At 66.4% G+C, this 19,644-nt stretch carries 15 protein-coding genes and 2 pseudogenes; 9 read left to right on the top strand and 8 right to left on the bottom strand.

Going from position 1 to position 19,644, the window contains the following annotated elements:
* Complete coding sequence (locus tag ACGFIW_RS19490; protein ID WP_393317341.1) at window positions 1–669, bottom strand: VWA domain-containing protein; 669 nt, start codon at window positions 667–669, stop codon at window positions 1–3.
* A 349-nt stretch (window positions 670–1,018) separates the two neighbouring features.
* Between ACGFIW_RS19490 and ACGFIW_RS19485 the strand changes: the two genes are divergently transcribed.
* The 3 genes and pseudogenes from ACGFIW_RS19485 to ACGFIW_RS19475 all read left to right on the top strand — a co-directional run.
* A complete protein-coding gene (locus tag ACGFIW_RS19485) occupies window positions 1,019–1,258 on the top strand; it encodes a transposase (RefSeq protein ID WP_393317429.1) in 240 nt (79 codons plus the stop codon).
* The gene (locus ACGFIW_RS19480) at window positions 1,255–1,440 is read left to right on the top strand and encodes a hypothetical protein (protein WP_393317338.1); all 186 of its coding nucleotides are present in this window, start codon (window positions 1,255–1,257) and stop codon (window positions 1,438–1,440) included. The genes ACGFIW_RS19485 and ACGFIW_RS19480 overlap by 4 nt, the downstream gene beginning before the upstream one ends.
* A 15-nt stretch (window positions 1,441–1,455) precedes the next feature.
* Window positions 1,456–2,088: pseudogene (locus ACGFIW_RS19475) on the top strand (IS3 family transposase); the annotation flags it as partial.
* A 350-nt stretch (window positions 2,089–2,438) separates the two neighbouring features.
* Here the strand turns inward: ACGFIW_RS19475 and ACGFIW_RS19470 are convergent.
* The 5 genes and pseudogenes from ACGFIW_RS19470 to ACGFIW_RS19450 all read right to left on the bottom strand — a co-directional run.
* A pseudogene (locus tag ACGFIW_RS19470) lies at window positions 2,439–3,335 on the bottom strand (IS630 family transposase); the annotation flags it as partial.
* 1,161 nt (window positions 3,336–4,496) lie between these two features.
* Entirely contained in the window at window positions 4,497–5,372 is an 876-nt protein-coding gene (gene dpgD, locus ACGFIW_RS19465; protein ID WP_393317336.1) for an enoyl-CoA-hydratase DpgD, read from the bottom strand.
* The gene (locus tag ACGFIW_RS19460; protein WP_393317333.1) at window positions 5,369–6,466 is read right to left on the bottom strand and encodes a RimK family alpha-L-glutamate ligase; all 1,098 of its coding nucleotides are present in this window, start codon (window positions 6,464–6,466) and stop codon (window positions 5,369–5,371) included. Before ACGFIW_RS19460 ends, dpgD begins: the two co-directional genes overlap by 4 nt.
* Window positions 6,467–6,738: 272 nt before the next feature.
* The gene (locus ACGFIW_RS19455) at window positions 6,739–8,007 is read right to left on the bottom strand and encodes a peptide ligase PGM1-related protein (protein WP_393317330.1); all 1,269 of its coding nucleotides are present in this window, start codon (window positions 8,005–8,007) and stop codon (window positions 6,739–6,741) included.
* Window positions 8,008–8,105: 98 nt separating this feature from the next.
* Window positions 8,106–9,098 carry a hypothetical protein gene (locus tag ACGFIW_RS19450; protein WP_393317327.1) on the bottom strand — a complete coding sequence of 331 codons (993 nt, stop codon included), beginning with the start codon at window positions 9,096–9,098 and terminating at the stop codon, window positions 8,106–8,108.
* A gap of 194 nt (window positions 9,099–9,292) precedes the next feature.
* On the opposite strand from ACGFIW_RS19450, the gene ACGFIW_RS19445 reads away from it, so the two are divergent.
* Genes ACGFIW_RS19445 through ACGFIW_RS19420 form a run of 6 tightly spaced genes read left to right on the top strand, consistent with a single transcriptional unit; the run spans window position 9,293 to window position 16,139 of the window.
* Entirely contained in the window at window positions 9,293–10,465 is a 1,173-nt protein-coding gene (locus tag ACGFIW_RS19445) for a glycine amidinotransferase (protein WP_393317324.1), read from the top strand.
* Between the two features lie 12 nt (window positions 10,466–10,477).
* Window positions 10,478–11,536, top strand: a complete 1,059-nt coding sequence (gene dpgA, locus ACGFIW_RS19440; RefSeq protein ID WP_393317321.1) for a 3,5-dihydroxyphenylacetyl-CoA synthase DpgA — start codon at window positions 10,478–10,480, stop codon at window positions 11,534–11,536.
* 22 nt (window positions 11,537–11,558) lie between these two features.
* The gene (gene dpgB / locus ACGFIW_RS19435; protein WP_393317318.1) at window positions 11,559–12,275 is read left to right on the top strand and encodes an enoyl-CoA-hydratase DpgB; all 717 of its coding nucleotides are present in this window, start codon (window positions 11,559–11,561) and stop codon (window positions 12,273–12,275) included.
* Complete coding sequence (gene dpgC, locus ACGFIW_RS19430; RefSeq protein WP_393317315.1) at window positions 12,272–13,621, top strand: (3,5-dihydroxyphenyl)acetyl-CoA 1,2-dioxygenase DpgC; 1,350 nt, start codon at window positions 12,272–12,274, stop codon at window positions 13,619–13,621. The genes dpgB and dpgC overlap by 4 nt, the downstream gene beginning before the upstream one ends.
* Window positions 13,622–13,629: 8 nt before the next feature.
* On the top strand, window positions 13,630–14,925 hold the full coding sequence (locus ACGFIW_RS19425; RefSeq protein WP_393317312.1) for a PLP-dependent aminotransferase family protein: 1,296 nt from the start codon (window positions 13,630–13,632) through the stop codon (window positions 14,923–14,925).
* Window positions 14,922–16,139: a cytochrome P450 gene (locus ACGFIW_RS19420; protein ID WP_393317309.1), complete on the top strand. Its 1,218-nt coding sequence runs from the start codon at window positions 14,922–14,924 to the stop codon at window positions 16,137–16,139. The genes ACGFIW_RS19425 and ACGFIW_RS19420 overlap by 4 nt, the downstream gene beginning before the upstream one ends.
* Here ACGFIW_RS19420 and ACGFIW_RS19415 read toward each other — a convergent pair.
* Together ACGFIW_RS19415 and ACGFIW_RS19410 are read right to left on the bottom strand one after the other, a co-directional pair.
* A complete protein-coding gene (locus ACGFIW_RS19415; protein ID WP_393317306.1) occupies window positions 16,129–17,961 on the bottom strand; it encodes an ABC transporter ATP-binding protein in 1,833 nt (610 codons plus the stop codon). The genes ACGFIW_RS19420 and ACGFIW_RS19415 overlap by 11 nt on opposite strands.
* Window positions 17,958–19,577: an ABC transporter ATP-binding protein gene (locus ACGFIW_RS19410; RefSeq protein ID WP_393317303.1), complete on the bottom strand. Its 1,620-nt coding sequence runs from the start codon at window positions 19,575–19,577 to the stop codon at window positions 17,958–17,960. The genes ACGFIW_RS19415 and ACGFIW_RS19410 overlap by 4 nt, the downstream gene beginning before the upstream one ends.
* Between the last annotated feature and the right edge of the window lie 67 nt (window positions 19,578–19,644).

Genomic DNA, 19,644 nt, shown 5'->3' with positions numbered 1-19,644 from the left:
TCAGTCGATGACGATGTCGGCCGAGCGGTCCGCGAGTGGCGGCGGCCGGAAGTCGAGCTCGCCGCCGGTCGCCTGCTGACTGACGCTCATTGTCAGCCAGTCGAAGAATTCGACGATACGGTGGGCGTTCTCCGCGCGGACCACTCCCTCGGCGCCGGCGGTGGCGAACCGTTCGAGCACGTCCATCGCTTCCTCGTCGACGTCGTTGCCGATGGCCACCGCGAATCTGGTCGCCTTCCTGGCTCTAGGCGCCCCGAGTAGTTGCTCCATGGCGCCTTCCCAGTCGTCGGTGGGTCGACCGTCGGAGGCGAGGACCAACACCGGCTTGGCAGATCGGCCCGGCACCTGTGTCCGGTCCTCCAGCAGGTCACCGGCGATGCCGAGGGCCCGGCCGAGCGGAGTCGGCCCCTCGGCGGGCATGTCGCGCCATTCGAGGCTGCCAGCCGGGGTGAACGGCTGGTGGATCCGGGCGACACCCCCGAAGGTGATCACCGCAACGGTGATCACGTAGGTTGTCTCACGCAGCTCGGTGAACGACCGGATCATTTCCCCGATGCTTCGGTTGAGTGTTTCGATCTTCGATTCGTGCGCCATGCTGCCGCTTACATCCGCCAGAATCAATACTGGCAGCGTACGTGGCGTTGTGGTGACGAAATCCTTGAGGGGCATCTGAATCCTCGGAGTCACGGAAGCCAAGGGCCGCGGAGGCGCGCATGGCATCCGAGGGGCGGGGCCTGATTCGTCGTTGGATAATAGTGGCCCACCGGGAATTACTGCCACCGAGAAGCTCGCCTGTCGGAATACCGACACCGCTCTAGCGCGCTCGTCGCGGCATATGTGAGGCGACACCTTGGCGCTCCAACGCTACCCTAGCCCTGATCCAGAGTTGCCCAGCCGCTGGGTGTCAATCCCCTGTAATCGTGGAGGGCGTCGTTATGGGGCCCGGGCCTCCACAGCGGTCTCCTCCTCCTCAGCAGGATGCCAAGTCAGGAGGTGTCCGGACTCAGGGGCGGCGTTGGTGCTCGACTCCGGTCGCACGCTCCGCTACGTGGGCCGGGAATTGGGCGTCAACCACGAGACGCTGCGCAACTGGGTCGACCGGATGCGGCAGGAACGCGATGGCGGCCGGCCCAGTGACCTAGCTGTGGACGAGCGGGCCGAGCTGGTGCGGCTGCGGCGGCAGGTCGCCCAGCTGGAGCTGGATAAGGAGATCTTGAAAAAAGCCGCGGTCTTTTTCGCACGCGAGACGGAGCGGTGAACCGGACCGACGTCTACCGGTTCATCGACGCGGAAGAGACCACCTACCCGGTCCGTCTGCTCTGCCGCCTGCTCGGCGTTGGCCACAGCGCCTTCTACCAGTGGCTGCGCGCCGGTCGACAACGTGCCGCCGACCGGCAACGCCACGACGAACAGCGCGTCGAGGTCACCCGGCAGGCATGATCGGAGCACCGAGGCGTCTACGGCGCCCGCCGGCTTACCGCTGAGCTGCACGAGCGCGTTCACCGGTGGAACCGCAAGGCGGTAGCGAGACTGATGCGGCTGGCAGGGATCGAGGGCGCTCACCGGCGCGGCAAGCCACGCCGCAAGGCCGCGCCCACGGCGACCGCACCGGACCTGATCCAGCGGCAGTTCCACGCCATCGCACCGAACCGGCTCTGGGTCGCTGACATTACCTACCTACGCACCTGGGAAGGATTCCTCTACCTCGCCGTCGTGGTCGACGCCTACTCCCGTCGCGTCGTCGGCTGGGCGATGGCCGATCACCTGCGCACCGAGTTGATCCTCGACGCGGTCGGCATGGCCATCCAGCATCGCCGACCCGCCCGCGATCAGCTCATCCATCACTCGGATCGGGGAACGCAGTACACGTCGTTCGAGTTCGGCCGCACCCTGCGCTCCTGCGGCGTTCTGGCCTCCATGGGCTCGGTGGCCGACTGCTACGACAACGCCATGGCGGAGACTTTCTTCGCCACCCTCAAGACCGCACTGGTCTACATGCGCGCCTGGCCCAGACGACACGAACTGATGGAGCTTCTCCTACATCGAGGGCTTCTACAACCCCCGCCGCCGACACAGCCGTCTGGGTAACGTCAGCCCCGACACCTACGAGAAGATCCACCAAGAGTCCCTGACAGACATCGAGGTGTCCGGCCGATAGGAGTCACTTCACGGACCATGCCTGCCATTGCTTAACCCAAGTGTCGAAAGCACGCACAATCCGTTCAGGCGGTGCCTCGTGACTGTCATCGCCGCTCAGCCGAGCGTCAACAGGCGCCGCGCAGAACCAGCGAACCCGCCCACGGAGTCCATGTCGATCCACTCGTGCAGCAACTCCGGCGGCGCCGGCTCCGTCGGTGGCCGCGACGGACGCAGCCGCATGATCACATCATCGGCAGAGCTAGTGCCTTGACCACAAACGTTCGCGGGGTTGGTTAGGCGGCCTTGGACGCGTAGGTCGGGGTGAAGCAGAGCTCGACCTTGTTCCGAGCCGCCCACTGCCGGATGGCGACGCCCTTGTGCGCGGACAGGTTGTCGAGGATGACGTAGATCGGCGCACCGTCCGGCCGTTTCGCGCGGATCGATTTCAGAGCGGCGAGGGTGTTGACCGCGGATTTCTGCTGGTGGATGACGCCGAACATGGTGTCGTCACCGACGGAGTAGCAGCCGTGGAACTGCCGGACGCCATGCAGTTTGTGGTAGTTCGCAGGCAGCCGGTCCGGATGGTTCTTGCGCTGCCACCCGGACCCGGCCTGCGGTCGGATCGCCAGCGGCCCGAACTCGTCGAACGCGAACACCCGGTGCGGGAAGTGGTGCATGACGTGCTCGATGCGGGCCAGTTTCGCCTCACGTTGCGGGTCGTTCGACTCCTTCCACGTCTTCGCGCGCTGGAAGGTGATCTCGTGTTTGCGCAGGAGTTGCCGCAGCCGTTCGCGGCCCACTAGGACGCTGCGGTCGGGGTTGGTGGCCAGGTACTCGGCGAGTTTGCGGATACTCCAGCGGATGAACGGACGCCGGAGTTTGGTCGGGCGGGTGTTGGCCGTCGAGACGATGAACTGCTCGTCGTCAGGACTGATCTGGCGGGGACGGCCACCCGCCCACTGAGGGTCCAGGCTGGGCACTCCCATCTCATTGAACCGGTGAATGACACCACGCACGGAGTCCTCGTCGGCCTGGACCAGCCGGGCGATGACCGGCACGCTGTTACCGCCAGCGGAGGCCAGCACGACCATCGCCCGGCGCAGCCGGACCGCTGAACCGGTCCCGCGACGAACGAGGCGTTGCAGCTTCTGGCCTTCTGGATCGCTTAATCGGCGTACTCGAACGGGTTCTGCCACCTATTCAGCCTTGACCGTCCCCGGGTCCACGCAGCGGACCCGGCCCGGTGTGTCACCCAACCCGGCCAACGTTTGTGGTCAGGGCACTAGCCATTCACTGAACGCTCTGCGGTAGGGCATCGAGCCAGATGACGGGATCAGGCGCGTCCGGGTCTTCCAGAATGTCGCCCACTGGGGTCCCGCTTGGCTGCGGTTGTCACCTCAGCGAGAGACTCGACCAACTTCGTCGTCTTCTCGATCGCATCCTGACTGAGAGTCACGCTCGCATGCACCCCCTTTTAGTTGACAGGCAACGTCACAGACCGCGCTGCCGGATGCTCTGGCGCTGTGCGCGGTTGTTGTGAATTTCAGAGTTCGACGAAGGCGGTGAACCTGGTGCGCTCGCTACCGAAGAACGCGAGCGGCACGGGCTGCCGTCAACGCCGGTCGACTGGAACTCACCAGGACCCCTGCGGTGGGGCTCAAGCTTGATGCCTGCACGGTCATTTCGGTCAGTCGATAACTGAGCCAGCTGGCTGGCAAGCTTGGACCCTACGCGTCTTAACTTCGATTCATGCTCACGCACGGTAATGAGCGCGCGAGGTTGAGACAAAGCTGCTCGTGCCGTAATCTATAGGCATGTGCACCCCTAATGGAGCACAGATGACACGTGCAAAAGTTCGAATCCCCCCTCGGACACCAGTGTGTTGCATACGTGCAACGTTTGACGTACCGGTGGTCAAGCGTGCTTGACCAGGCCGAAGCGGATCCGGCAATGAGCCCGTAGCACTTTCCGTCGTGGGCTGGGGGCAAGTGCTGTGACGACACATGCTGGCTCATCGGTTATCCCCGCCGTTGCCCTTCCTGGCCAGGCGTGGGGGAGCGCGGCGGACCACCCCCACGGGCGTGGGGAGCACGACCTCGACGGCGGCCGTGGCCGCCGGAGTTGCGGCCCACCCTAAGACGTGGGGAGCACCCTTCTCCAAGCCCGTCGCGCCCTCGGGCGGCTGACCCACCCCCACAGGCGTGGGGTGGACCGGCCATCGGCGGTTCGCCGCCGACGCCCGCGCCGTGCTCCCCGCGCCCGTGGGGGTGGACCGATGATGTAGATCAGTCGCCTCTCCGCGCCTCAGTACCGGCGCGCGGCGCTCGCCCCACCGAGCGTCCCGGCGGCGCAAGAGATCAGTTGCCTTCCCATTCCGGCTCACGTTTCTCGACGAAGGCTCGGGGCCCCTCCCGGGCGTCCCGGCTCCGCATCCTCCGTTCCTCCCACTCGTACCGGGCGGTGAACGCCTCGGGTAACGATAACGACTGTCCTTTCGTGGCGGCCTCCTTGGTGGCCCGTACCGCCAGTGGGGCGCAGCGCGCGATGTCAGATGCCCAGGCGTTGACACAGGCATCGAGCTCATCGGCGTCGACCACTTCGTTGACCAGGCCCAGTTCGTATGCACGGATGGCGCTCATAGATCGGCCGGTAAGCAGGTGTCCCATCGCCACCCGGTACGGGGCTTGTCTGGTGACACGGAAGACACCCCCCGCCCCTGCGATCAGCCCGAGTCGGACCTCGGGCAGGGCGAAGCTGGCGGACCTTTCCGCGACGATGACATCGCAGGCCAGCGCGAGCTCGAATCCGCCGCCGAAGGCATGTCCCCGCACCTTTGCGATGACCGGTTTGCTGAGGTCGAAGCGTTCGGTTAGCCGCGGCCATCCCGGTTTTCCGCGACTACCGAAGGTGGAGGTGCCAGCGTGCGTACCGGAACCGTCCAGCCGGGCGAGTTCCTTGAGGTCCTGACCGACGGAAAAGGCCCGGTCCCCCGCGCCGCTGAGAACCGCGACCCGTAACTGGTCGTCAGCGTCGAACTCGTCCCAGACGGCGCCGAGTTCGACGTGCGTCTGCCGATCGAGTGCGTTGAGTACGTGTGGCCGATTTATTGTGACGTACCCGATATGCCCTTCTCGATGGAAGGTCACCCTCGGGGTGGCGTCATCCGTTGCGATGTCGTTTGCCCAGGACGCGTTCTCCGCCGGGACGCCGCCGTCGCCGAGCGGGTGGGTCATGGCTTCGCCAGCAGGCGTGCGAAGTGCCGGAACGCCGCCCCGCTTACCCGGTCGTCGGACGCGCGACGTTCGAACCAGGCCCAGTCGCCGTTCACGTTGTACTCCAGGAACACCGGTTCGCCGTCGGAGGGCAGGAGAAAATCGAAGCCGGAGAAGCTAAGCCCGGTGCGGACAATCATCGACATGATCTGTTTCCGCAGGCCCTCGGGGACCTCGACCGGCGTGACCCGGACGGTTTCCGGGCTCGCCCAGACGTCCCTGGGATCGTCCTTGCGAACCTCGTAGCCGAACAGTTCGTTACCCACGCTGAACACACGGAGCTCCCGGTCGTGGGGTACGTACCGCTGGAACATCAGCGGCACCGGCTCGGTCGTTGCGCCAGTGGCGAGTGTCACTCGGCGAGGGAACACCCCCGTCACCTGGCCGGGGGCATGTTCGACGAAGTGGTCCCCGTTGACCTTGACGACCAGCTTCGACGGCGCGCAACCGAGCGCGGCGGCGGCCACCGTCGCGTTGTTGCCGACCACGGTGGCTGGAACGACGAGACCGAGTTCGGCGGCGAGACGCAACTGTCCCAGGCGGCTAGTCCGCCGCGAGTCGGGCGGGTTGACCTGCGTGGTCGGCCACTCCCGCAGTATCTCAAGGACTGCCGCCCACTGGTCCCGGACATACGCCCCGATCACCGGGTCCCCGCTGCGGACGGAGACCGAGTTGGGGCTGAACTGTCTAATCCATAGCAGATCCGGCCGGACGAGCCGACCGTCGATGTACATGATGTTCTTGGCCAAGTCGAGCAGAAGGGCGAGGTCGGCGCATTCGTCAGCGTCGACTCGGTACATCGGGAATCCCGCTTGGCCGAGTTCCAGTGAGAGCCGGTCGATCTCGGCATCACAGGCATTGGTGAAGACAACCAGGGCGGGCTCCGGAACCTCGTCGGGGACGCTGCGCAGCCGATCCCGGAAGTGGTTCTGGTAGTCGACGCTGAACTGCCGGTACCGGTCCTGGAAGCGGTCGCCCCGCAGCAGGATGGGATCGTGACTCGGCTCCGCACGTACGGCCGTGGGTTCGCTCATGGTCCCCTCCTGTCCCAGCATGACGGCGCGGTATGCGTCACCGTTGCGGGCAAGTGCCTCTCCGGCACCTGCCCGCAACGGTCCCGGGTTACCGAGGCTCGGGCTTGGCGAGGCGCTCACGCGACGCCTCGTACTTGCGCATGAAGTCCTCGAAGTCCTTGTCCTCGAGGTCCTTCTTCGGGTTCCCCTGCATCAGAATCACCTCCTTTCCGATGTCGGCGGCAACTAGTCCAGTCCCCGGGGCGAACCCAGAGGACGGTCTGTGCTGGCGCGGCGAGCACGGTGCCTGGGAATCAGGACTTCAGCCGCTTCTCCAGCCGCTCTGCGGCTTCGACGTCCTCGGCGACGAGGCAGTAGGGAACGGCTTCGGACGCGGCCCGCCACGCATTGAGTAGAACGACTCCGGTTCGGGTGGCGTGGTCGTACGCGAGTCCCTCGCGGGCGAGGTGGGCGCGCGCATGCCCGAACGACTCCACCTTCCATGACACTTGCTCCCGGAGCACACGGTCTCGGGCGTAATTTTCCCCGACCAGGCGACGACCCATGTGATAGACGTGGGTCGAGCCGGTAACGAGCCCGTTGTACTCGGTGAACAACACCTCGTCGCCTACGATAATGGCGTCGGCGCTGAGCACGCCCCGGTATCCCATGGCCTGGAGCACCTCACAGAGCCGGCGTCCTCCCGCCATGAGGGCGCCTTCCTGTTCCGGGATCAGGGCCGGCGTGGGGATGTACGAGTGGTCGGGTACGGGGGCGGCCACCATCTCTCCCTGGCCGCCGAGTTCGATGCTGTCGTCCGAGATCCAGAACTCGGCAAAAATCGCCCGGCTGCCGGGGTAGAACCGCTCGACGACCACACGGTGGCGCCTACCCTCGCTGAGCCACTCCCAGTTCTCGTCCAGGTACGCGCGGACGGCGTCGCCGTTCTCTTCCAGCACCAGGGTGCGCTCAGCACCGTTCACTTGGATTTTCCCGCTGCGGGTGAGCACCTGGTTGCCGCTACCGCCAGCAAGAAACTCCTTCTTAACGATCACTGGTCCAAGCTCCAGCAGGCGGGTGATCAGCCGGTGGGCGTCCTCTGGGTTGGCGCACACGCCGCCCTCGGGTAGCGGCAGTCCGCTCCCCGCGGCGAGGGCACGGAAGACGGCCTTGCTGTCGGCGATCGCCGCGCCACCCTGGGTGAGAAAGCTGAAGCCCGGCAGGGCGGATTCGATCTCCAACCGCCTCGCCAGCTCCGCCACGCTGCTGTCCGGGCTCAGGGCGAAGACGGTCTCGATGTCCCGTCCGGCGAGCGCCTCGCGTAGCTGTGTCAACAGACCCGGCCCGAGCAGCCAGTCTCCCGCTAGATCGTCCGGCACCACGAACTTGACGGCCGCCCGGTCGATGCCGAGCAGTTCGACCACGTACGCGAGGAAATCCTCGTCGGGCGTTTCGGGAAGCACCGCGACGTCCCCCTCGCGGACGAACCACAGTAGCCGCTGGGCCCACCAACCTAGTGCACTCTTGCCCCAGGTTCCTATCAGATCATCGCTCACACGGTTGCCGACCAGAAGCCTGGGCATGTAGCCACCTCGTTGAATTACGGGAAGGGGTTGCGGGGGAGCGGTTCGCGTCGGTCGGGAGGCATCGGGCAGGATCGCGCGGGCAGAGACGATCGGCGTCAGCCTGCGGGAGTCCCGGTCAGTGTGTCGAAGCAGGCGGAGGCAAGGCGGATCGGACGCCCCCGGTGCGTGGCCCGGGCGTGCGGCAGGTGGGCACCCCGCATGAGCAACGGTTCGGACGTGATCGGCACAGTCTCGTCGGGTTCAGGAAATCCGCTGTTAGCCATGGCGACCTCGACGAGCGTCTCGGAGCTCGCGCCGCGGAGGCTGGCGTAGGTGTTTAGCGGGGGCACCTCTCCCGATATGGACATCAGGACCACGTACTTGCACTGCGCACCGTCGGTGTGCATGCCGAGGAAGTCCTCGTCCTCATAAACCAGATACGACGTTCGTACCAGGAACAGCGGTTCTCCGGCAAGCCGGAACAATTCAGCGAGAAAGTCGGGACTGGAGAAGAACTGCCAGGCGGTCTCTTCGCTGTCGGCAAACCTAGTACGCGATGGTGAGTAGAGTCGGCCGTCTACGTCCACTCCGAACGACTCGTTATCCACCCGCCGGGCGGTTGGGCACGCACTGTTGGCGTCCTCGCGTAGGACGGAGAGGTCGACGGTCGGTAGTGATCCGACGCGCCAGGTCGTCGGGCTGTCGGTTGCGACGGACTCTCGGTAGTTGACGGCGCGTACCGCCGGTAATTCTTCACTCTGACCCAAGAACAGCTCACGATTTCCGTACGGGACCATCGAATCGTATAGTTCAGCCGTCTCGGCGTGGGTCATCTCGGGGCCGTCGTCGGGCTCAATCAACCCCTGAGACCGGGCGATGGAGGCGTAGGCGCGTACTGCGGCCGAAGCCGCCGGGCGAGCCCCGGCCCGCCGCGCCATGACTAGGTAGCGGCGGTATTCAAGTTCCAGCTCACTTGCCATCCGCTGGCGGTTTCCGACACCGGCCGCCTCCAGTGCTTCGATTACGGGCCGGCGTGCGGGACTGAGATCTGCGGTGGCGATGTCGCGGACGCCGCGAGCGTCGAACTGACTGTCAGAACTTAAAACCATGTTGACCCCTTAACTCGGGCAACGGCAGTTCACGTGGCCTGATCTTCGTTTCGGTCGGCCCAATGCTCATCGCAGTCTATAGAAGTGGTGGATGGAGTTCGGAACAGATAGTGATGTACGTCACATCGACGGACATGCATCTCGCGTGCTTCGATCGACATCAAGCGCCTTGACAGTAATCAATGGAGCACGCGATGATGCTGAACAGCTTCGACGAATGGTCTCCCCTAAAAGAGGTAGTCGTCGGCTCGGCGATGAATTACAATTCCCACGAGCGGGAGTTGTCGTTTGATCTCTTTTTCCATGACAACATCGCGGGTGACAACGCCTCACGGTCCGAGTGGTACTACCCGAGGCTCACACCCGCCGGGCGGGGCGGATCCGCCCACGGGCCCTCAGGCGGCAGCGACCGTCTTCTGATCAAACAGCGGTACGTCGAGGAGCTCAACGAGGACGTCGAGGCACTCGCTCAGACCCTCGCCAGCCTCTCCGTCACGGTGCACCGTCCGATGCACCTCGATCCCTCGACGAGCGAGGTACGCACTCCTGGCTGGACCGCGTCGGTGGTGCCCCCACTGAACGTCAGGGACAACACTCTTATCGCCGGCGACGAGATCATCGAGACGCCTCCGATGATCCGTTCCCGCTACTTCGAGACCCAGTTCCTCACCCCGGTTTTCCAGCGCTATTTCGAGCAGGGCGCCCGGTGGACGGTGATGCCGAGACCGCTCATGACAGACGCCTCCTTCGACCTGTCCTACGCCCGAGAGAGCACGGTGGGTGGGCCGACCGAGCCGATCGGCGATCCGCAGCCATCGCCGTACGACGTCGGGTTGGAGATGATGTTCGACGGCGCCCAGGTGCTGCGGCTGGGCCGCGACCTCGTGGTCAACATCTCCACGATCAACCACGCCATGGCGTGTGACTGGTTGGAACGCCACCTGGACGGACGGTTCCGGATTCACCGGGTGTACCGGCTCAGCGACAGCCACATCGACAGCATGGTGCTTGCCCTGCGCCCCGGCACGCTCCTGGTACGGTCGGAGGCCGTCGCCGAGAAGCTGCCAGCGGCGCTGCGTTCGTGGGACCTGATCGTCCCGCCGGCCCCCGCGAGCGACAGCTTTCCTCGGTACGACGACGACGACCTCGTCCTGACTAGCCCGTTCATCGACCTGAACGTGCTGTCGGTGGGTCCGGATACCGTACTGGTCAACGACGCCTGCCTGGAATTGGTGCGGACCCTCGAGAAGCACCGGTTCACGGTCGTCCCGGTCCGGCACCGGCACCGGCGGTTGTTCGGGGGCGGTTTCCACTGCTTCACCCTCGACACGGTGCGCGAGGGCGGGCCCGAGGACTACCTCGGCTGAGAGAAGGCCATCATGCCCGTTCCCGCCAGGATCATTGGTGTGGGCACAGCCGTGCCGGAGACGTCCTATACCCAGCCGGAACTGCTCGACATCCTCTCCATCACCGACCCCCGCGTCCGGTCGGTCTTTCTCAACAGCGCGATCGAGCGGCGCGGTCTGTCGCTGCCGCCGCTGGCGCACGACCATGGCCGTGCCGAGGAGTCACAGGGCGATCTGCTGCGCAAACACGCCGTCGAGGGTGTCTCTCTGGGTCGTGCGGCGATCGAGGCCTGCCTCAGGGATGCGGGGGCGGAATTGTCGGACGTCCGCTACCTGTGCTGCGTCACTTCCACTGGCTTCCTCACCCCCGGGTTTTCGGCTCTGCTCATCAAGGAGTTGGGCATCAGCACCTCCTGTTCCCGCTTGGACGTAGTCGGCATGGGCTGCAACGCCGGGCTGAACGCGCTGAGCGCGGTGGCTGGTTGGGCCCGCGCGCATCCCGATGAACTCGCCCTCATGGTGTGCGTGGAAGTGTGTTCGGCGGCGTACGTCCTCGATGGAACCATGCGGTCCTCCGTCGTCAACAGCCTGTTCGGCGACGGGGCAGCGGCGGTTGCCGTCACCGCGCCTGCGGCACTTCAGATGCCGAAGGGTCCCGCTCTGCTGCGGTTTTCCAGCCGGATCATTCCCGAGGCCGTGGACGCCATGCGCTACGACTGGGACGAGGACAAGGGCAGGTTCAGTTTCTTTCTCGACCCGCTGGTTCCCTACGTCGTGGGTGCCCACGCCGAGGAGGCCCTGGACCAGCTCCTCGACGGCACGGGGCTATCCAACTCCGAGATCGCTCATTGGGTCATGCACTCCGGTGGGAAAAAGGTCGTGGACTCTGTGCGGATCAATCTCGGCCTCACTCGGCACGACGTCCGGCACACCACCGGTGTGCTGCGCGATCATGGGAATCTCTCGAGCGGGTCCTTTCTCTTCTCCTATCAGCGGCTGATCGCAGACGAGCCGGTGCAGCCAGGGGACCATGCGGTCCTCATGACGATGGGACCTGGATCGACGATCGAGATGGCCCTGGCGCGCTGGTGACACGACGAAGGGACGGCAGGCAGTGCAGACGGAAAGCGAGTTGAGCCGGCTGATGCCCGACGGACTCGGGCTGGCACTGGAGATAAACGGCACACGCCCTCTCAGAGAACTGACCGCCGGGCTCAACGCGGCCTGCGACCGGGTGGAGGGCAGCGCGCAACGCTCCGTCCTGCTCCTGCGGCTGCTGCCCACCCCGACAGACTCCCGGTCTTGGCCTGGCGCGGTCGGCATCCAGGACATCACGCGCTGGGAGCGGGCGGTACGTCGGCTCGAACGGCTCTCCGCGATGAGCATCGCCGTCGCCGCGGGTGCCTGTGGAGGCCCCGCACTGGACCTGCTGCTAGCCACCGACTTCCGCATCGGCGAACCCAACCTGTTGTTGATGCTCCCGGTCAACGACGGGCACTTCTGGCCTGGGATGGCCGTCTACCGGCTTACCCAACAATTGGGTGCTGCCAAGGCCCGGCAGATCGTTTTGTGGGGTGATGACCTGGACATCGATCGGGCCCGTGGACTCGGGCTGATCGACCAGATCGCCACCGATCTCTCGGAAGCCGCCCACACGGCGACGGTGCTGATGGGGCGGATCTCCGACCGCGAGCTGGCCATCCGACGGCAGTTGCTGCTCGAAGCGTCGTCCGTGGAGTTCAGCGACGCGCTCGGCGCGCACCTGGCCGCCTGTGACCGGGAGTTGCGGCGCCTGGCGTTCGCCACCGCGGACAAGGAGGACGCCTCATGATCAACCTTTCCCAACCCGCCGCGCACCGACCGCCGGAGCCCCCAGTCCTCACCGGCGACCTCGATACGGACGCCGCAGCTCTATGGCACTGCACCGACCAAGGCGAACGGCTGCTCGCGCTGCTGCCGCCCAAGCCGGATCGCAACGCGGCCGAATCGGCACAGGCCCGGCGGGTCCACGATGCCTGCCGCAACGCACGGCAGGCGTTCCTCGCCCGCCACGCGGAGCGGGTGTACGACGTCCTTACCTCGGGACGTACCCGGCGCCTCAGGGTCGGGGAGCTGGTTCGCACGGCGGCTGAGGGTTTCCCGGGGCTGGTGCCGACCGCTGCCCAACTCGCCGAGGAGCGGCAGCGTATCCAGGCACACAAGGAAGGCCGCGAGATTGACCAGGGGATTTTCTTCAGCGCCCTGTTGCGTTCCCCTGGCGCGGGGATCCATCTCATCGAGACCATGCGGCATCCCACCCCGGGATCGATCGCCCTTCTAAACCGTTTCCGCAGCTCGGGCACGGTGGAACTCGATACTGTCCTGCTCGAGCGCCGGGGGGAGGCCGCCCATTTGACCTTCCGCAACGGGCACTGCCTCAACGCGGAGGACGACCGGCTGGTGGCCGACCTGGAAACGGCGGTCGACCTCGTTCTGCTGGACGACCGGGTGCGAGTCGGTGTGCTGCGCGGTGGGGTGGTCACCCACTCCCGGCACGCGGGACGCCGGGTATTCAGTGCAGGCATCAACCTCAGGAGCCTGCACGATGGGAAGATTTCCTTCGTGGGCTTCCTGCTCGGCCGCGAACTCGGTTACCTCAACAAGATGGCGCGCGGACTGCTCACGGCAGACCCGGGCGGGTGGGCGCCGACAACCGTACAGAAACCATGGGTGGGTGTCGTCGACTCGTTCGCCATCGGTGGCGGCATGCAGTTGCTGCTGGTCGTCGACCGCGTGATCGCCGAGGAGGGTGCTTTCCTCAGCCTCCCCGCTGCCGAGGAGGGCATCGTGCCCGGCTTAGGCAACCTTCGGCTCACCCGGCTGACCGGTGCCCGGATGGCGCGGCAGATCGTCCTGTCGGGACGGCGGCTGCGCGCTGGCGACGCCGATGCGGCCCTAGTGTGCGACGAGGCATTGCCCGCCGACTTGCTCGACGAGGCCATCGAGCGGGCGGTGCGGGACCTCGCCGGCTCCGCCGTGGCCGCCAACCGTGGCATGCTGATTCTGGCCGAAGAACCGCTGGAGCTTTTCCGGAGCTATCTGGCCGAGTTCGCGCTCGTGCAGGCCATACGGATCTACAGTGACGACGTCCTCGCCAGGGTCGAGCGCCGCTGGGCCCGTTCGCGGTCGGCCGGGTGAGGGCACTCGTGGCATCACTCACCTCTGCCGATCTGCACACGTCGCTGCGAAATCCGGTCTTCGGGTCGGTCGAGTTCCTCAACGAAGTTATGTGCCGCTATCCCGACGCGGTGTCCTTTGCGCCCGGCGCGCCGCACCCGGACTCCTTTGCTGACCTGGACACCAACCGTTATCTGCAGCGCTTCCTCGAGCACGCGGTTACCCGACTTGGGCACGGCCCCGCAGGAGCCCGACGGCTGCTATACGAGTACGGACCGAGCCGCGGCCTGATCAACGACCTCGTCGCCGACGCCCTCTGTCGCGACCAGGGCATCGATGTCACCCAGGACGCCCTGGTGGTCACCGTCGGTGCGCAGGAGGGAATGCTGCTGGCGCTACGTGCCCTGATCCGGTCCGCCGACGACCTCTTGGCGGTCGCGGATCCATGCTTCGTCGGGATTGTCGGGGCTGCGCACCTGCTCTGCGTCGGTATGGTCGCGGTGCCGGAGTCGGGTCATGGGGTCGACCTCGACGCCCTACGCGCGGCGTGCCGAACGGCGCGGCGAGCTGGCAAACGGGTACGGGCCTGTTACGTGGCACCCGACTTCTCCAATCCCAGTGGTAACCGCATGCCCCTGGGCTGCCGAAAGAGGCTGCTACAACTCGCCGACGAGGAGGACTTCCTGATTCTGGAGGACAACGCCTACGGCTTCACGGCAGCACCTGGTACCGAGCTGCCCATGCTAAAGGCGTTGGACACGACACGCCGCGTAGTCCACATCGGCACCTTCGCGAAGGTGTGTTTTCCCGGGGCTCGGGTCGGCTACGTGGTGGCCGATCAGACCATACATGGTCCCAACGGCGAGAAAAGACTGCTCGCCGACGAATTGGCGCGCCTCAAGACCATGGTCACGGTCAACACGTCGCCGGTGTGCCAAGCGCTGATCGGCGGCATGCTGCTGGAGCACGGCGGATCCCTGGCGGAGACGAGTCGCCGCAGGGCCGCTCTCTACCGGCGTAACCTCGCGCACCTGCTGGACGCCCTCGACCGCGGTACGGAGTCCGGGCTCCCACCAGGCATCGAGTGGAACCGGCCCGAGGGGGGCTTCTTCGTCCGCATGCGGCTGCCCGTTCCGGCCGATGAGGCGCTGCTGGAGATCTCCGCCTCGGTGTACGGCGTCTTGTGGACGCCCATGGCCCCATTCCACCTCGCTGGTGGCGGCGAGCACACCCTGCGGCTGTCGTGCAGCTACCTCAACCCGGACCAGATCGAGACAGGGGTAGAAAGACTCGTGGCCTTTCTGCGAGCGGAGATCCGGCCATGACGGGCCGACAGAGCCTTGCGTCATCGCAGAATGTTCCTTCGCTGCCGACGGAACGGGCCAACCCGTTCGATCCGCCGCCCGAGCTGGCGGCGTTGCGTCCCACGGCACCACTCAGCCGTCTGAGTTATCCCGACGGGCATGTGGGATGGCTGGTTACCAGCTATGACCTGGCACGTGAGATCCTGGCCGACCCTCGCTTCAGCGCCCGATCAGAGTTCAAACGGGTGCCGGTGGCCCGCCCCGGCGCAGGCTCCTTCTACGGCAGTTCCGCACTGCCCGGTTGGCTTGTCGACATGGACGCGCCCGAGCACACGCGGATCCGACGGCGGCTCATCGGAGCCTTCACGGCGCGCCGGATTCAGGACCTGCAGCCGAAGATCGAGCGGATCGTCGATGACCGCCTGACGGCAATGGCTGATCTAGGGGGATACGCCGACCTGGTGGAGGCGTTCGCGCTGCCCGTACCATCGCTGGTCATCTGCGAATTGCTCGGGGTTCCCTACAGTGAGCGAGCCGGTTTCCAACGCAACAGCGCCACATTGTTCAGACTGGAGACGACCAAGGAGCAGGCGGCCCGGGCGATGGGAGAGCTCGACGCCTTCTTGACCGACCTTGCCCGGCACAAGCAGCGGCAGCCGAGTGATGATCTGCTGGGCGCGCTCGCTGCGGACGGGGTCCTGTCGACGACGGAGATCGCCGGAGTGGGCGCGCTGCTGTTGTCGGCCGGCCACGAAACAACGGCCGGCTCGCTGAGCCTCGGGACGTTCGCGCTGCTGTGTCATCCCGATCAGCTGGCGAGGATGACCGCAGACCGCTCCCTGGTCAACTCGGCGGTGGAGGAACTGCTCCGTTATCTGACGATCTTCCACTTCGGCGTGCCCCGCACTCCGCTGGAAGACGTCACCCTCGCCGGAGAGACCCTGCGGGCCGGGGAATCGGTCACGATTTCCCTCTCCGCGGCCAACCGCGACCCCAAACGATTCGAGGACCCAGACCGCCTCGATGTCGGCCGTCGCGCCCAGGGCCATCTCGCGTTCGGCCACGGGGTGCACCAGTGCATCGGCCAAAACCTGGCGCGCGCCGAAATGCGGATCGCTTTCCCTGCTCTCTTCGCGCGTTTTTCCGACCTACGGCTGGCCGTTTCCCCGAAGGAGGTCCCACTTGGGAGGGACATGGCGTTTTACTCCGTGCACCAGTTACCGGTCAGGTGGTGAGCCGCGGCACCTCCTGGCGCTGCGGAGCCGGAACTCGGGAGATGGCTGGGCCAGGAACGGGCTGGTCCTGCTCTCCGCCATTCCAGGAGCGCCACAGCTCGGCATAGGGACCGCCGCGCGTGACGAGTTCACGGTGCGGCGCGGCCTCCACGATCCGGCCCTCCTCCAGCACGATCACGCGGTCGGCGTCATGGGCGGTGTGGAGACGGTGCGCGATGGCTACGATGGTGCCGCTCAGCAGGTCGTTGAGGGATCGTTCCAGGGCCCGGGCGGTGTTCGGGTCGAGCAGGGCGGTCGCCTCGTCGAGCACCACCACACGCGGATCACGCAAGGCGAGCCGGGCGAGCGCCAACTGCTGGGCCTGCGCGGGCGAAAGCGAGGTTGCCCCGGAGCCGACAGCGCGGTCCAGCCCGATCGCCGACGCCCACTCCCAGGCACCAACGGCTCGCAGGACCCGTTCGAGCTCCTCCGGGGCGGCGTCTGGCCGGGCGATGAGAAGGTTGTCGGCGAGAGTTCCGCTGAAGACGTGGTATTCCTGCGTCACCAAAATCACATCACGCCGCAGTTCCCTCAGAGACAGCCGGTCAATCGGCATCCCGTCGAGAGTGACAGTCCCGCGGTCGGGCGGATGGATGCCGGCAATCAGCCGGCCGAGGGTGGACTTGCCCGCACCGGACGGACCGACGATCGCCAGCCGCTCTCCCGGTCGGATGAGCAGGTCAACTCCCTTTAGGATGTCCCGCCCGTCGCGGTAGGCGTAGTGGACGTTCCGTAGACCGATGCCGTCGCTGTGCCCCGGACGTCGAGCATCGCGGTCGCGGTCCGGCTGGACCTCTGCCGTCCGCACCCCGAGGATGCGCGCCAGGGACGCACCACCGACCTGCAACTCGTCCATCCAGTACAGCAGCATGTCCACCGGCGCGATGATCTGCTGGACGTACAGGGTGGCCGCGGTGACCGCCGCCAGAGTCACCCGCCCGTCGATGTACATCAGGCCACCGACGGTGAGGGTGGCCACCGCCGGCAAGATGTAGCCGGTGTCCGCAATCGGCAGGTAGACGCTGCGCAAAAACAGGGTACGGCGCTCGGCCGCAGATGACTCCGCGATGTCATCGTCGGTCTTCCAATGACGGCGCGACGCCAGTCGGAGGGCGTCCACGGTGCGCGCTCCGCCGACCGTCTGCGAGAGGCCATCGTTGAGCTGGGAATAGGAGGCGTTGGCGCGCAGGTAGCCCGCGCGGGCACGGCGCAGGTACCACCGGGTGGAGAAAAACAGCACTGGGACCGCCACCAGGCAGGGCAGGACGAGCAGCGGATCGGTGAGGAAGACGGCGCCCACGGTCAGGGCGATGGTCGCGGTCGCAACTAGCGTATCGGGCACCGCACGCTGCACAGTGAGGGCCAGTACGTCGATATCGCGGGTGGTCCTGGTAACGAGGTCACCTGATCCGGCGCGTTCGACCGTGCTCGTCGGAAGAGCGAGCACCCGTTGGACGAACTCCTCGCGCAGCTCCGCGAGTACCGTCTCGCCGAGCCGGAGAGAGGCGAACAGCGCGAAACGCGTGAGCACAGCTTGGAAAGCGACCGCCGCCAGGATGGTCAAACCGGTACGGGTAATGTCGGCGGTGCCGCTCGCCGAAGTCTCGACCAGGTCACCGAGGAGCCGTGGCGCTACGAGTCCCGTTGTGGCTGCGAGTGCGTGCAACAGGATGGCTCGCGCCAGTTCCCTCCTGTGGCGCAGTGCCGCCCGGCGGGCATAGGCGCGCACCTCGCGTTGCGAGGCCACTGGCAGGGACCGGATCATGTTGGGGCTGTCTTTCATGCCAGCACCTCCCGCATGACGACAGCCCGATAACGCGCGTCGGACATCAGACTGGCGTGCTCGCCCTCGGCAAGGACCTTGCCGTCCTGGACGTACACGACATGGTCGGTCCGACTCAGCAGGATCGGGCTGGTGGTGAACACCACGGTGGAACGGCCTTCGCGGTGGGTGCCTAGCCGATGCGCCACCCGACTCTCGGTGTGCGCGTCCAGGGCGTTGGTCGGCTCGACCAGGACGAGGACTTCCGGGTCGGCCACCAGCGCACGGGCCAGCCGCAGCCGCTGCTGCTCGCCGCCCGAGAACTCGCGCCCCCCGACGATCTCCTGGCCGAGCCCATCGGGCAGCGCTTCGACCACGTCCTGCGCGACAGCGGTGTGCAGGCCTCGGAGCACGGCCTCCACGTGAGGAGCCCCGGACGGGGTGTGCCAGGAAGGGTCCAGTTCTTCGGCGAGGCGACCAGAGAACAGCACTGCGTCGTTGTCGACCACCACGATGCGGCGGCGTACGTCGTCGAGGGGGTACGCGGACAGCGGGGTACCGCCATAGGTGACCTGTGAGTCCGCGTACCGGCCAAGCCGGTCGGCGAGCGTGCGGTCCTCGCCCGCGGTCGCGCAGACCACGCCGACCAGACGCCCAGGTGGGATCGTGACGCCGGACTCGGCATCGTGCAGCTCGGCGCCACGCGGCATTTCTGCGGTGTCGCCTGGAGCGGACCGGAGGCCCGGGGCCAAGCGCAGGAATTCGACCACGCGATGACCCGCGACCGCGGCGCGGGTCAGCTGCGCCAGCATGCCGGTGACGTGGCGGAGCTGATCTGCCAGCAGCATGGCGTACCCGTAGAAGGCGATGAGTACCCCGGGCTCGATCCGGCCGGTCCGCACATGGTGAGCGCCGAGCCAGACGATGGCGGTGACGAGCAGTCCAGGCAGCAGGACCCGGGCGAGTGAGATATTTGCCTCCGTCGACGCGACGCGCACGCCGTTCCCGCGGATCTCCTGAGAGGCGTGCTGGTAGCGGCGGGCGTAGACGTCCTCGCCGCCGATCCCCCGCAGGACTCGCAGCCCTTCGATGAGGTCGACGGACAGGGCTGTAAGTGCGCCCTGGCGGTCCCGGAGCTGCTGCTGACGGTCGTGCAGGAGCCTCATGAGCAGCGTCATGACGCTCGCAATCAGGGGTACACCGATCAGCACCACCAGGCCCAACTGCCAGGACGTGACCAGCATGAACACGGCCACGAAGATGATCGCGGCGACGGCCCCGGCACCGCGTGCCGTGCTCTCCAAGGCGCTGCCGAGCCGGCCCACGTCCATGGCACCGACGCCGATGACGTCCCCGGTAGAGACCCGACCAGAAAGTTCGACGCCGAGCTCGGTGGCCTTGCGGGTGACGAGTTGGGTGGTGCGGTAGGAGGCTCCGAGGCGGTTGAACATTGAACTGCGGTCGCGGAGCGTGCCGGTGACGGCCTGGGTAACGCCGAGCAGGAGGACCGCAGCCCCCCAGAGCATGAGCGCTTGCCGGTCGCGGGGGATGAGCCCGCGATCGATGCCGAAGCCGATGGCGGCGGGCACGAGGGACTGGGCGAGCGTAGACACGACACCGAACACGGTGGCCAGCACGAAACTCCACCGGTGCTGGACGACCAACCAGCGCATATAGTGCGACGGGGACCTGGTGTCGGGCGTG

It is taken from the genome of Micromonospora sp. NPDC048935 (assembly GCF_043197875.1).
GTDB lineage: Bacteria > Actinomycetota > Actinomycetes > Mycobacteriales > Micromonosporaceae > Micromonospora.
This window is presented reverse-complemented; position numbering and strand designations above follow the sequence as displayed.

Excerpts from the sequence above, each read along its gene's own strand:
- ACGFIW_RS19490 (WP_393317341.1), bottom strand. The coding sequence starts at position 669 with ATGCCCCTCAAGGATTTCGTCACCACAACGCCACGTACGCTGCCAGTA.
- dpgD (WP_393317336.1), bottom strand. The coding sequence starts at position 5,372 with ATGACCCACCCGCTCGGCGACGGCGGCGTCCCGGCGGAGAACGCGTCC.
- ACGFIW_RS19460 (WP_393317333.1), bottom strand. The coding sequence starts at position 6,466 with ATGCTGGGACAGGAGGGGACCATGAGCGAACCCACGGCCGTACGTGCG.
- ACGFIW_RS19455 (WP_393317330.1), bottom strand. The coding sequence starts at position 8,007 with ATGCCCAGGCTTCTGGTCGGCAACCGTGTGAGCGATGATCTGATAGGA.
- ACGFIW_RS19450 (WP_393317327.1), bottom strand. The coding sequence starts at position 9,098 with ATGGTTTTAAGTTCTGACAGTCAGTTCGACGCTCGCGGCGTCCGCGAC.
- ACGFIW_RS19445 (WP_393317324.1), top strand. The coding sequence starts at position 9,293 with ATGATGCTGAACAGCTTCGACGAATGGTCTCCCCTAAAAGAGGTAGTC.
- dpgA (WP_393317321.1), top strand. The coding sequence starts at position 10,478 with ATGCCCGTTCCCGCCAGGATCATTGGTGTGGGCACAGCCGTGCCGGAG.
- dpgC (WP_393317315.1), top strand. The coding sequence starts at position 12,272 with ATGATCAACCTTTCCCAACCCGCCGCGCACCGACCGCCGGAGCCCCCA.
- ACGFIW_RS19420 (WP_393317309.1), top strand. The coding sequence starts at position 14,922 with ATGACGGGCCGACAGAGCCTTGCGTCATCGCAGAATGTTCCTTCGCTG.
- ACGFIW_RS19415 (WP_393317306.1), bottom strand. The coding sequence starts at position 17,961 with ATGAAAGACAGCCCCAACATGATCCGGTCCCTGCCAGTGGCCTCGCAA.